Source organism: Micromonospora sp. NPDC052213, from assembly GCF_040679695.1.
GTDB lineage: Bacteria > Actinomycetota > Actinomycetes > Mycobacteriales > Micromonosporaceae > Micromonospora.
The window spans coordinates 1-12,418 of record NZ_JBFAVI010000196.1 but is presented as its reverse complement, the minus strand read 5'-3'; the positions used below and the strand labels follow the sequence as shown (position 1 = coordinate 12,418).

The following is a 12,418-nucleotide window of genomic DNA, read 5'->3' as shown; positions in this document are numbered from 1 at the left end:
GGCCAGCCTGTGGCCGCCGACCTCACCGCCCGTCCCCGCAAGCCCTCGTCGACGGCCTGCTGGCCCGGCTCGACCCGTGGCGGGCCGGCTACCGCCGGGCGAGGCGGAGACGCGACGTGGCTACCGGAACCGGGCGACGAAACGGCGCTGCCAGGGGGTCTCGACGGCCCGTGCGGCGTAGTGCTGCCGGACGTAGGCCACCGCCTGGTCGTTGGGCACCCCGTCGATCACGGCGAGGCAGGCGAGGGCGGTGCCGGTGCGTCCCTTCCCACCGCCGCAGGCGACCTCGACGCGTCCGTCTTCGGCACGAGCCCATGCCTCGCGCAACGCGTCGGCGGTCGCGGCACGGTCCGACGGCAGCCAGAAGTCGGGCCAGCGCAGCCATCGGTGCTCCCACGCCACCGGGGTCGGCTGGCGACCGAGGAGGTAGAGCGCGAAGGTGGGCTGCGCGCCCTGCGGGAGCGGGCGGCTGAGGGCCCGGCCGCGGACGAGTCGGCCGGAGGGCAGCCGGAACACGCCCGGCGCCGTGGGGTCCCATGAAGTGGTCATTCGTCGTCAGGGCCGCCGCACCCTCGCGGGTCGGGGTGCCCGTCCTCCTCTCGATCGAGCTTGTGCCGTCCGGCCGGTCCTTCGTGGCTCATGTTGTCTCGGATCATGTCGTCCCGGCTGGACGGCGGCCGGCGAGGAATCGCGGGGCCCACCAGTTCGCCTCGCCGAGCAGTCGCATGAGGGACGGCAGGACGACCGCGCGGATGACGGTGGCGTCGATCAGGATCGCGGCGGCGAGCCCCACGCCGAGTTGCTTGAACTCGACGATCGACAGGGTGGCGAAGATGCAGAACACGGCGACCATGATGATCGCGGCGCTGCTCACCGTGGACGCCGATGAGACGATGCCCTGCTCGATCGCCTGCCGGGTCGCCACGCCGCGCTGGACCGCCTCACGGATTCGGCTCACGACGAACACGTGGTAGTCCATCGAGAGCCCGAAGAGGATGACGAACAGCATCAGCGGCAGCCAGGACACGACCGCGCCGTTGGAGGTGAACCCGAGGAGGTCCTCCGCCCAGGTGTGCTGGAACACCAGCACCAGCAGTCCGTACGAGGCGGCCACGGAGATCGTGTTGAGCAGGATCGAGGTCAACGCCACCACCACCGAGCGGAACGTGACGAGCATGACCAGGAAGGTCATGGCGAGTACGAACGCGACGACCGGCGGCAGCGCGGCAGCCATGCGGTCACGGAAGTCGGCGTCGCTGGCGGTACGGCCGGCCACCGCCCACTCCGTGTCCGGGACCGTGCCGACCGTCCGCGGCAGCAACTCGGTACGCAGCCGGCGCAGCGACTGCGTCGCCACGTCGCTGCCACTGGTGCCCGCCACGCGGACGGTGGCCAGGAACACGGTGCCGTCGGCGGACCTGCGCACGGTCGGGGGGCGGTCCTGGGCGAACCGGCTGTCCCCCTTGAGCCGCGTGGCGAGCGCGGCGATCTCCCGCTCCACCGCCGGTCCGCCGGCGTCGTCGGTGCGGATCGCAACCAGGTGGCTGGTACCGAGGTCGTTGCTGGGGAATGCCTGGGCCAGGCGGTCGTAGGTGCGCAGGATCGGGATCGAGCGGGGCAGGTCGGTGGAGGTCGGCCGTTTGAGGTTCATCCCCAGTGCCGGGACGGCGACGACGACCAGCACTCCGACGGAGATCACGAACGTCACCAGCGGCGCGCGCAGCGCTGGCCGCAGGACCGCCGCCCAGAAGCGGCTGTGCTCCGCCCGTTGGATCCGCCGGCCGAGAATCGGCACACGCGGCCGGTCCACCCACCGCCCGAGGGCGGCCAGGATCGCGGGCAGGACGGTGAGGGATCCGATCATGGCCATCCCGACGACCAGGATCGAGCCGGTCGCCATCGAGCTGAACGTGTTGTCACCTACCAGGAAAAGGCTGGCCATGGCGGCCATGACGGCGACGCCGGAGACCAGTACGGCATGCCCCGAGGTGCGGGCTGCGATCTCGACCGCGCTGCGATGGTCGCGCCCACGTGCCCGTTCCTCCCGCTCGCGGCGGAGGTAGAACAGCGAGTAGTCGACGCCGACCGCCATGCCGATCAGCAGGATGATGCTGCTGACCAGCTCGCCGGCCGGGAAGATGTGCGAGGCGAACTGGGCCAGTCCCATCGCGCCGGCCACGGCTGACAACGCCAGCACGACGGGTACGCCGGCGGCGATCAACGCGCCGAAGCTGAACAGCAGGATCACCAGCGCGACCGGCACGCTGATCAGTTCCGCCTTGACGAAATCCGCCGCCAGCGTCTCGGTCAGCGCCTTCGCCAGGGAGCCCGATCCCACCTGTTCCACCCGGAGGTCGGGATATCGCTGCTGCGCCTGCGTGGTGGCCCGCAGCAGCGGCCCGACCCGCGCGTCGGCGTCGTCCGCCGAACCGGCCATCTCCACCTCGACCAGCACCGCCTGACGGTTGGGGGAGGTGACCGGGTCGGCCACCTTCGCCACGTCGGGCAGGGCGCGCATACGCGCGGACAGGTCGATCGCCACGGCCTGAGCGCGGCCGGGATCGAGTTCGCCGGTCCGCGCCGTGATCAGGACGCTCTCCGCCGCCGGGGAATCGGGGAACGCTCCGGCCTGCTCGATGCGGTCCGCGCGGGCCAGTTCCCCGTGCAGGCTGTCCTGGCTGGTGGCCTCGACCGTGCCGACCAGGCTGCCACCGACCACGCTGGCCACCACGAAACACAGCCAGGCGGTGATCGCGAGCCAGGGATGGTTGGCGCTCCAACGGCCGACCCGCGTGGGGAGGGGCGCACGGACGCCGTGCCGCTGGTGGCGCGCCGGTGCGTGACCGCCGGCACCCGGCATCATCGGCCGTCCCCCGACCGGACCGCCGCGAACAGGCTCGTCCTGCCCTGGCTGGCGGTGCACCCGGCCAGCGGCAGGATCACCAGCGTGTGTCGACGCATGCCACAAACTCATGTCGACGACGCTATGGATCCACAGCGGCCCGGACCATGAGGTCGACCGCCGACCGCAGAGGGTCGACCCCAACGGCCGGGTACGGAAATCCGCACCCCCACGCGGGCTCAGGAGGCCGCGCTACTCCGTTCGGTGTGGTCGGCGCGCGGCCGATCACCGGCGCCACCATCGGCCGGCCGGCCCGTCCCGTGCGCGACAGCGCCGAGGGCGCAGGTCAGGCGAGGGAGGCGCGCAGCGCGGCGTCCTTCTCGGCCACCAACTGCTCCAGGTCCGCCTGGTAGGCCGCCATCCGGTCGAGCAGGGCGGGATCGCCGGCGGCCAGGATCCGTACGGCCAACAGCCCGGCGTTGCGGGCGTTGCCGATCGACACGGTGGCGACCGGGATGCCGGCCGGCATCTGCACGATGGAGAGCAGCGAGTCCATGCCGTCGAGGTGCTTGAGCGGCACCGGCACGCCGATCACCGGCAGCGGCGTCACCGAGGCGACCATGCCGGGCAGGTGCGCGGCGCCACCGGCCCCGGCGATGATGACCTTCAGGCCCCGGTCGACGGCGGCGCGGCCGTACTCGATCATCTTGGTCGGCGTGCGGTGCGCGGAGACCACGCCGACCTCGTACGACACCTCGAACTCGGCCAGCACCTCGGCGGCGGCCTTCATGGTCGGCCAGTCCGAGTCGCTGCCCATGATCAGCCCGACGGTGCCCACAGCGGCGTCCGCACGTTCACCGGTCCCGCTCACTGGTGTCCCTCCCGCAGCCAGCGGGCGGCCCGCGCGGCCCGCGTCCGTACGTCGTCCAGGTCGTCGCCGAGCACCGTGACGTGCCCGATCTTGCGGCCGGGTCGCACCTGCTTGCCGTAGAGGTGCACCTTGGCGCCCGGCTCCGCCGCGAAGAGGTGGTGCAGCCGCTCGTCGATCGACATCCCGCCCGGCTCGCCGCCGAGCACGTTCGCCATCACCACGACGGGCGCGGTCAGCGAGGTGTCCCCCATCGGGTAGTCGAGCACCGCCCGCAGGTGCTGCTCGAACTGCGACGTGCGCGCGCCCTCGATGGTCCAGTGCCCGGAGTTGTGCGGCCGCATCGCCAGCTCGTTCACCACGATCCGGCTGCCGGCGGGCGCGGTCGGGTCCGCGACCTCGAACAGCTCCACCGCGAGCAGGCCGACCACGCCGAGCGCGGTGGCCAGGTCGATGGCGAGCTGCTGGGCGGCGACCGCCAGCTCCTCCGGCAGGCCCGGCGCGGGGGCGAGCACCTCGACGCAGATGCCGTCCCGCTGCACCGTCTCGACCACCGGGTACGCGGCGACCTGCCCGAACGGCGAGCGGGCCACCTGCACGGCGAGTTCCCGGCGCAGCGGCACCCGCTCCTCGACGATCAGCCGGGTGCCGCCGGCGAGCAGCGTCGCGGCCAGCTCGGCGGCCTGCGCCGCGTCGCCGACCAGCCACACGCCCCGGCCGTCGTACCCGCCGCGGGCCGCCTTGAGCACGACCGGCCAGCCGGTCTCGTCGCCGAAGGCCACCAGGTCGGCGGGCTCGGCGACCGGTCGCCACGCCGGGTTCGGCGCACCCAGCTCGCCGAGCCGCTCCCGCATCACCCGCTTGTCCTGCGCGTGCAGCAGCGCGTCGGCCGGCGGGAAGAGCTTCACGCCCTCGGCGGCCAGCGCCCGGATGTGCTCGGTGGGGACATGCTCGTGGTCGAAGGTGACCACGTCGCAGCCCTTGGCGAAGGTGCGCAGCGCGGCGAGGTCGGTGTGGTCGCCGTACTGGACGTCGGCGGCGACCAGCGCGGCGCCGTCGTCGGGGGCCAGCGCGAGCACGCGCAGCGACTGGCCGAGGGCGATCGCGGCCTGGTGGGTCATCCGGGCCAGCTGGCCACCACCCACCATGCCGACAACAGGCAGACCGGTACGGGAATCCATAGCGGCGCCAGCCTATCCGGGCGACCCGTCCCCCGCCCCGCCGGATGGCCGATCGCACACCGCCGCCGCCGTGGCCTCAGCGCCGGCCGAGCTGGCCGACCAGGTCCTCCACCGTCGTCACCGGGCGCTCGCAGACGAAACCCCGGCAGGCGTACGCGGTGGGCCGCCCGTCGACCATCGGCCGGTCGGCGAGCAGCGGCACCCCGGCCTGTCCCGGGCGGCCCGCCACGATCACCGCGCCGGGCGGGGCGTGCCGGTGCGCCGCCGCCACCAGCGGGTCGCCGGTCGGCTCGTCGGTGACCACCGCGATCTCGTACGGCCCGGAGAGCAGCGCCTCGCCGACGGTGGCCGCGTAGCCGGTGAACCGGGCGTGCCGGCCGACGATCGGCGCCACGGTCGACAGCGCGGCCTCGGCGGCCTCCCGGTAGCGGGTCTCACCGGTCAGGGCCGCGTACGCGACCAGTGCCGCGACGATCGCCGAGCGCCCGGACGGGGTGGCGTTGTCGGTGGGGTCGGCGGGGCGGGTGACCAGCCGCTCGGCGTCGTCGGCGGTGTCGTAGAACCCGCCGCCGGGGGCGGCGAACCGCTCCAGCGCGACGTCGAGCAGCCGACCGGCCAGCGTCAGCCAGCGTCCCTCCCCGGTGAGCTGGTGCAGCGCGCAGAACGCCTCGGCCACGCAGCCGTGGTCCTCGAGCACGCCGGCCGGCTCGCCGACCACGCCGGCCCGGGAGACCCGGCGCAGCCGCCCGTCCACGATGTGCCGCTCGGCGAGCACCTCGCCGATCCGGATCGCGGCGGCGGCGGTGACCGGGTCGCCGGTGAGCGCGGTGTGCTCGACCAGCGCGGTGACCGCGAGCCCGTTCCAGGAGGCGACCACCTTGTCGTCCCGGGCCGGCTGGGGCCGGGTGTCGCGGACCTCGCGCAGCCGGGCCCGGATCCGCTCCCACCGGGCGGCCACCTCGGGGGCGGCGTCGTCCACGTCCCGGGCGAGCCGCAGCACGCTCGTGCCGTGCTCGACGCCCCTCCTTCCGTCCGGAGCGCCGTCTTGCGGCGCGGAGGCGGAATGAGGGGCGAACGTGCCCTGCTCGGTGACGGCGAACAGGTCGGCGGCGAAGCGGCCGTCGTCCTCCCCCAGCGCCTCCACGAGCTGGGCCGGGGTCCAGGAGTAGGTGAGCCCCTCGACGCCCTCGGTGTCCGCGTCCAGCGCGGAGGCCAGGCCGCCCTCGGGCGTGCCCAGGTCGTCGATCATGAAGGCGGCGGTCTCGGCCGCGACCCGGGCGGCCAGCGGGTCGCCGGTCAGCCGCCAGAGCTGGGTGTACGTCCGCAGCAGCAGCGCGTTGTCGTAGAGCATCTTCTCGAAGTGCGGCACGGTCCAGTGCGCGTCGACCGAGTAGCGGGCGAAGCCGCCGGCGAGCTGGTCGTAGATGCCGCCGCGGGCCATCGCCTCGCAGGTGTGCCGGGCGACCTCCAGGCTCCGCGCCGAGCCGGTGCGCTGGTGGTGCCGGAGCAGGAAGAGCAGGTTCATGTGCGGCGGGAACTTCGGCGCGCCGCCGAAGCCGCCGTTCACCTCGTCGTACTCCCTGCCGAGCTGCTCGGCCGCGGCGTCGAGCAGCGCGGCGTCCAGCGGCGCGGTGGGGCCGCCGACGGCCTGGGCTCCGCCGACGGCCTCGACCACGGCGGCGCCCTGCGTGATCACGGCGTCCCGCTGGTCCCGCCAGGCGGTGGCGACCGACTGGAGCAGCCGGACGAAGTTGGGCCGGGGGAAGTAGGTGCCGCAGAAGAACGGGGTGCCGTCCGGGGTGGCGAAGACGGTCATCGGCCAGCCGCCCTGCCCGGTCATCGCCTGGGTGGCGGTCATGTAGACGGCGTCGACGTCGGGGCGCTCCTCGCGGTCCACCTTGATCGAGACGAAGTCGTCGTTCATCAGGGCGCCGACCTGCTCGTTCTCGAACGACTCGTGGGCCATCACGTGGCACCAGTGGCAGGCGGCGTAGCCGACCGAGATGATCACCGGCACGTCCCGGCGCTTCGCCTCGGCGAACGCCTCGGCGCACCACGGCCACCAGTCGACCGGGTTGTCGGCGTGCTGGAGGAGGTACGGGCTCGTGGCGTCAGCGAGTCGGTTCACCCGACGACCATAACGAGCCGGTGCCCCGCCCGCCCGCGCTCCGCGCCCGCCCGGGTGGTGCGGTGCGCCGGGCCGGGTCAGGAGGCGCCGTCGGCGCGCAGCGGGAAGACGTTGGGCCGGGCCTCGTCGAGCAGGGTGCCCAGCACCGCGCCGATCTTGTCGGCCGGCATCGGCTTGAAGAAGTGGTAACCCTGCGCGGCCGTGCAGCCCAGCTCGGCCAGGGCGGACCGCTGCTCGGCCGTCTCCACGCCCTCGGCGACCACCCGCAGCCCCAACTCGTGGGCCAGGCCGACGGTCGTCCGCACGATCGCCGCCGCCTCCGGCGAGTCGGCCATCCGGATCACGAAGGAACGGTCCACCTTGAGCTCGTCCACGGCGATCCGGGTGAGGAACGTCAGCGAGGAGAAGCCGGTGCCGAAGTCGTCCACCGCGAGCTGCACGCCCATCGACCGCAGCGTGGTGAGCACCTCGTCGATGACCTCCAGCTCGCTCATCACCACCGTCTCGGTGATCTCCAGGACCAGCCGGTCCGGCGGCACCTCGTGCCGCCGCAGCGCCTCGGCGATCTCGGCGGGCAGGCGGGGGTCGAGCAGGCTGCGCGCCGACAGGTTGACCGAGATCGGCACGTCGACCCCGTCCCGGGCCCAGCCGGCGGCGACGGCGAGCGCCTTGTCCAGCACGTAGCGGGTGAAGCTGCCGAGCTGCTCGCTGTTTTCCACCGGCCGGATGAAGTCGTGCGGGCCGAGCCAGCCCCGGCGCGGGTGCCGCCAGCGGATCAGCGCCTCCACCCCGGTCGGCGCGCCGGTGGCCAGGTCGACCGCGGGCTGCAACGCCAGCACCAACTGGTCGTCGGCCTTCAGCGCCTCGCGCAGCTCGGCCAGCAGGGCCAGCTGGTCGGTGCTGGCGGCATCCCTGGTGGCGTCGTACGCGGCGACGCTGCCGCCGCCCTCCTTGGCCTGGTACATCGCGATGTCGGCCCGGCGCAGCAGCTCGGTCAGGTCGGCGGTGCCGGCGTCGGCGACCACCACCCCGACGGAGGCCTCGACGGACATCCGGACCCCCGCCACCTCGGTCGGCGCGGCGAGCCGCTCGGCGATCTCGCGGGCCTGCCGCAGCGCGTACGCCATCGGGGCGGCGCGGTCGCCGAGCACCGGGACCGACGTCAGCAGCAGGGCGAACTCGTCGCCGCCGAGCCGCGCGAGCAGGTCCCCGGGGCGGGCGAGGGTTCCCAGCCGGTTGGCGGTCAAGCGCAGCAACTGGTCGCCGGCGGCGTGCCCGAGGGTGTCGTTGACCTCCTTGAACTGGTTGATGTCGAGCAGCAGCAGCGCCACCGGATGGTCGTGGGCGAGCTGTCGCAGCGCCTGGTCGCCCTTGCTGAGCATGGCCGACCGGTTCACCAGCCCGGTGAGCTGGTCGTGCACCGCCTCGTACGACGAGCGGGCGGTCACCAGACGCAGCTCCCGGTGGGTGGCGGCGTCGTGCAGGGCGGCGGCGAGGGCGTCGCCGAACGCTGCCACGGCGTCGCGCTCCCGGGCACTGGGCGGGGCCGAGCGCGGGAAGCGGACCCGCAGCTCGCCCACCCGGGCGGCGCCCACGGTGAGGGTGCGGACCAGCTCGTGCTCCTCCGGTTCGGTCCGGCCCGGCGGCGCGACCTCCCGGTCGACCAGGTGACCACCCGGGTCGCCCCGGTAGCGCCGCCACCGACCGTCGCCCCGGGCGACGTCGACGTCGACGAGTTCGGCGTTGAACAGCGTCAGCGCCCCGGTCACCGCCGCGGTGGCGACGCCCCGCTCGTCGAGCTGGTTGAGCGCGGCGGTGGCCTCGGCGAAGGCCCGCCAGGCGCGGCGCTCCTGGTCGGCGCGGAGCCGGTGCCGGTAGGTCTGCTGGAGCAGCCAGAGCGGCGGCGGGAGCAGCAGCAGCCAGCGCGCGTCGAGTTCCAGCAGCGCCACCACGACCAGCCCGACGGCGACGTTGCCGACGAACATCAGCAGCTTGCCGCGGAGCGCGGCGAGCAGCGGCGGGGCGACCGGGATGCCGTGCCGGAGCGCCAGGGTGGCCCCGCCCAGCCAGGCGGTCGCGAGCAGGTAGGTGACCGACCCGGCGATCACGGCCAGGGCGAGCCCCGGCGTCGGCGCGGCCAGCAGCGGCCGGCCGAGCGCGGTGGTGACCGAAACGGCCAGCGCGGTGGCGGCGGTCAGCGAGGCCGTGATCCGGACGACCTCCAGCACCGGCCGGCGGTCGCCGAGCAGCGACATCGCCGACCAGGCGAGCCCGGCGCCGAGGAGCGTGGCGGAGGGCAGCCAGCCGGCGGGCGCGAGGTAGAGGCAGATGATCAGCGCGGCCTCGCCCCAGGTGATGCTCACCATTCCGGCGGCGGTGCGGAACCGCAGCCGGGCCAGCTGGGCGACGGCGAACACGACGACGGCGATGCCGAACCGGGCCGGCCCGCCGAGCGCGTCGTCGGCGGGGAGGCGCGTCGGCAGGGTCCACCCCACCGCGGCGGCGACCAGGGCGGTCAGCGCGACGGCGGCGGTGAGCAGGAGCAGCCGCGGCGGGGTGCCGCGGTCGTCGAGCCGGTCGGGCGGCTCGCCGGCCCTGCCGGACGTCACCGATCCCCTCCGCCCACGGGCCGATCGCCGGTACGCCGGGCGGCCGCTGCTGTGGTGGTCATCGGCGCCCCCTTCCGCGCACGGCTCGGGAACTCTTGGTCCCCCGGCGGAAGGCTAAGGCAAACCGGGTGGCCGCAACAGGGGGCGACGACCCGGTTCGACGTGAATCATGCGTGGACTACCCGTTGCGGCGCTGCTGACGCCCTTTGGGGGCGTCCGAGGATGAATCCTGCGCCGGCGTCCCGTCTGTCGGATCGACGACCGCCGAGTCCGCCCGGTGCGCGTCGACGGACGGCCCCTGCTGGGGGAACCGGTCGGGCAGCCGGCGCAGCCGGGCGTTCATGTTGCGGATCAGCAGGACGGTCGCCGTCCCCAGGATCAGGATGAGGAAGAGGCCCATCGGCCCCGCCAGGCCACCCGAGCGGGTGTCCCCGAAGTTGTTCTGGGCGAGCACCTGTGCAGCGGTCAGCATGGCGTTCCTCCGGTGTGCGGTTGGTGACCAGCGTAGCCGCCCGCCGGATCAGCGGGCATGGACCGTCTCACGCACCCCGGCGAAAAGGTCGGACTCGGGCAGCGGGCTGTCGACCAGCGAGCGGACCAGCTCGAAGTCCTCCGTGGGCCAGGCGCGCCGTTGCACCTCCATGGGCACGTGGAACCAGAAGCCGTCCGGGTCGATCTGGGTGGCGTGGGCCCGCAGCGCGTCGTCGCGGACCGGGAAGTAGTCGGCGCACTCCACGCGGGTGGTGATCCGGGGGCCCTTGTCGGGCCGGTCCTCCCAGCGGGTGAGCCACTCCGCGTAGGGCGACTCCCGGCCGGTGGCGAGGATCGCCTCGTGCAGGGCCATGATCTTGCCCTTCGAGAAGCCGATGTCGTAGTAGAGCTTGAGCGGCTGCCACGGCTCGCCCAGCTCCGGGTAGCGCTCCGGATCGCCGGCGGCGTCGAAGGCCGCCACGCTGATCTTGTGCGTCATGATGTGGTCGGGGTGCGGGTAGCCGCCCTCCTCGTCGTACGTGGTGACGACGTGCGGGCGGAACTCGCGCATCAGCCGCACCAGCGGGCCGGCCGCCACCTCGACGTCCTGGAGGGCGAAGCAGCCCTCCGGCAGCGGCGGCAGCGGGTCGCCCTCGGGCAGACCGGAGTCGACGAAGCCGAGCCACGCCTGCTCGACGCCGAGGATGGCCCGCGCGGCGTCCATCTCGCCCCGGCGGATCTCGGCGATGTTGGCCCAGACGTCGGGCCGGTCCATCTTCGGGTTGAGCACGCTGCCGCGCTCGCCGCCGGTGCACGTGACCACCAGGACGTCGACCCCCTCGGCCACGTACTTCGCGGTGGTCGCGGCACCCTTGCTCGACTCGTCGTCAGGGTGTGCGTGAACGGCCATCAGTCGCAGTCGCTCTGCCAACGTCGGCGCTCCTCGTCTCTGGCGGCCGGCGGACCCCCCGCGGGACCGCCCGGCTGACCTGCCGGCATCCTCCCCCCGCGCCGGGACCTGGCGGTGCCGACGTGTCATTCTTGACGACGGGACGGGCTGGGAAGATGGAACTCTGCCATTCTTGCCGATGCCGCCGACAACAACGCCAGGAGATACCCGCCGGTGACCGAGACGCACGCCACACTTCCGCCGGGCGCGCCGGCCTTCCCGCCCGGCAGGTACGGCCGCCGCCGGGAACGCGGCCGCCGCCGGCCGCTGCTGGCGGCGCTGCTCGTGATCGCCCTCGTCGCGGCCCTGAGCCTGGTCGCGGTCCGGCTCTACCGGCAGTACGGCGACCCGAACTACGACGCCCAGGTGATCACCTACACCGGCATCACCGACAGCCAGGTGCTGGTCGACTTCCAGGTCACCGTGCCCGAGGGCGGGTCGGCGGTGTGCCTGCTGCGCGCCCGGAACCGTGACGGCGCCGAGGTGGCGAGGGAAGAGGTCACGGTGACCGCCCGGCCGGGCCAGCGGCAGGTGACGGCGCAGCACCGGCTGGTCACCAGTGCCCGCCCCTTCATCGGCGAGGTGGTGCGCTGCCGGCCCCCGGCCTGAGCAGCCACGACGCGGGCCGGACGCGCCGGCACAGGCGACACGGCGGCGCCGGACGGGGTGCCGCCGGTGATCGTCGACACCCCCGTGTCGTACCGCACTGGTAGCTTGGAGGTTCACCTGTCAGCCAGCACGCACATCTGAGGAGACCGCCTGTGTCCACTGGCAACGAGGCGCCCGCCACCTGGCTGTCCCAGGACGCATACGACCGGCTCCAGGCCGAGCTCGACGAGCTGATCGCCAACCGGCCGGTCATCGCCGCCGAGATCAACGCCCGGCGCGAGGAGGGCGACCTGCGGGAGAACGGTGGCTACCACGCCGCCCGCGAGGAGCAGGGCAAGGCCGAGGGGCGCATCCTCTACCTGAAGGAGCTGCTCCGCACCGCGCAGGTCGGCGAGGCGCCGACAGCCGACGTGGTGTCCCCCGGCATGGTCGTCACGATCTACTTCGACGACGACAAGGACGACACCGAGACGTTCCTGCTCGGCTCCCGCGAGATCGCGTCGACCACCGACCTGACGGTCTACAGCCCGGAGTCGGCGCTGGGCAAGGCGATCCTGGGCGGCCGGGCCGGTCAGACCTGCACCTACACGGCCCCCAGCGGCGCCGACATCAAGGTGACCGTGGTCGGTTTCGAGCCGTTCTCCGGCTGATCCGCACCGCCCGGCACTCGCACGCCGCCGCGCGGCGGTGGGAGCCGGGCGACGCTCCGCACACCCCGCTGAGGCGTGACACCGACCGGTGGCACCCCACAGCCCCCAAAA

General features: G+C 73.7%; 10 protein-coding genes. 2 read left to right on the top strand and 8 right to left on the bottom strand.

What is annotated here, in order from left to right; translation table 11 throughout:
• Positions 1 to 120 precede the first annotated feature (120 nt).
• The 8 genes from AB0L34_RS29690 to mca all read right to left on the bottom strand — a co-directional run bounded on the left by AB0L34_RS29690 (position 121) and on the right by mca (position 11,030).
• Complete coding sequence (locus AB0L34_RS29690) at positions 121 to 549, bottom strand: protein-tyrosine phosphatase family protein (RefSeq protein ID WP_363708466.1); 429 nt, start codon at positions 547 to 549, stop codon at positions 121 to 123.
• Between the two features lie 103 nt (positions 550 to 652).
• On the bottom strand, positions 653 to 2,863 hold the full coding sequence (locus AB0L34_RS29685; protein ID WP_363708464.1) for an MMPL family transporter: 2,211 nt from the start codon (positions 2,861 to 2,863) through the stop codon (positions 653 to 655).
• Between the two features lie 325 nt (positions 2,864 to 3,188).
• The gene (gene purE, locus AB0L34_RS29680; RefSeq protein WP_363708470.1) at positions 3,189 to 3,680 is read right to left on the bottom strand and encodes a 5-(carboxyamino)imidazole ribonucleotide mutase; all 492 of its coding nucleotides are present in this window, start codon (positions 3,678 to 3,680) and stop codon (positions 3,189 to 3,191) included.
• Positions 3,681 to 3,709: 29 nt separating this feature from the next.
• Positions 3,710 to 4,891 carry a 5-(carboxyamino)imidazole ribonucleotide synthase gene (locus tag AB0L34_RS29675; RefSeq protein ID WP_363708462.1) on the bottom strand — a complete coding sequence of 394 codons (1,182 nt, stop codon included), beginning with the start codon at positions 4,889 to 4,891 and terminating at the stop codon, positions 3,710 to 3,712.
• Between the two features lie 76 nt (positions 4,892 to 4,967).
• Positions 4,968 to 7,019, bottom strand: a complete 2,052-nt coding sequence (locus AB0L34_RS29670) for a thioredoxin domain-containing protein (protein ID WP_363708460.1) — start codon at positions 7,017 to 7,019, stop codon at positions 4,968 to 4,970.
• A gap of 77 nt (positions 7,020 to 7,096) precedes the next feature.
• Entirely contained in the window at positions 7,097 to 9,559 is a 2,463-nt protein-coding gene (locus AB0L34_RS29665) for a bifunctional diguanylate cyclase/phosphodiesterase (protein ID WP_363708468.1), read from the bottom strand.
• Positions 9,560 to 9,806: 247 nt separating this feature from the next.
• Positions 9,807 to 10,100, bottom strand: a complete 294-nt coding sequence (locus AB0L34_RS29660; protein ID WP_363708458.1) for a hypothetical protein — start codon at positions 10,098 to 10,100, stop codon at positions 9,807 to 9,809.
• 48 nt (positions 10,101 to 10,148) lie between these two features.
• Positions 10,149 to 11,030, bottom strand: a complete 882-nt coding sequence (gene mca / locus AB0L34_RS29655) for a mycothiol conjugate amidase Mca (RefSeq protein WP_363708456.1) — start codon at positions 11,028 to 11,030, stop codon at positions 10,149 to 10,151.
• Between the two features lie 192 nt (positions 11,031 to 11,222).
• Between mca and AB0L34_RS29650 the strand changes: the two genes are divergently transcribed.
• Positions 11,223 to 11,657 (top strand): DUF4307 domain-containing protein, encoded by a 435-nt coding sequence (locus AB0L34_RS29650; RefSeq protein ID WP_363708454.1) that lies wholly within the window; start codon positions 11,223 to 11,225, stop codon positions 11,655 to 11,657.
• A gap of 152 nt (positions 11,658 to 11,809) precedes the next feature.
• Positions 11,810 to 12,307 carry a transcription elongation factor GreA gene (gene greA / locus AB0L34_RS29645; RefSeq protein WP_357462509.1) on the top strand — a complete coding sequence of 166 codons (498 nt, stop codon included), beginning with the start codon at positions 11,810 to 11,812 and terminating at the stop codon, positions 12,305 to 12,307.
• Positions 12,308 to 12,418: the final 111 nt, after the last annotated feature.

What these genes read in the sequence shown, in the direction of transcription:
- AB0L34_RS29675 (WP_363708462.1), bottom strand. Translation starts at nt 4,891, where the DNA reads ATGGATTCCCGTACCGGTCTGCCTGTTGTCGGCATGGTGGGTGGTGGC.
- AB0L34_RS29685 (WP_363708464.1), bottom strand. Translation starts at nt 2,863, where the DNA reads ATGATGCCGGGTGCCGGCGGTCACGCACCGGCGCGCCACCAGCGGCAC.
- AB0L34_RS29660 (WP_363708458.1), bottom strand. Translation starts at nt 10,100, where the DNA reads ATGCTGACCGCTGCACAGGTGCTCGCCCAGAACAACTTCGGGGACACC.
- AB0L34_RS29690 (WP_363708466.1), bottom strand. Translation starts at nt 549, where the DNA reads ATGACCACTTCATGGGACCCCACGGCGCCGGGCGTGTTCCGGCTGCCC.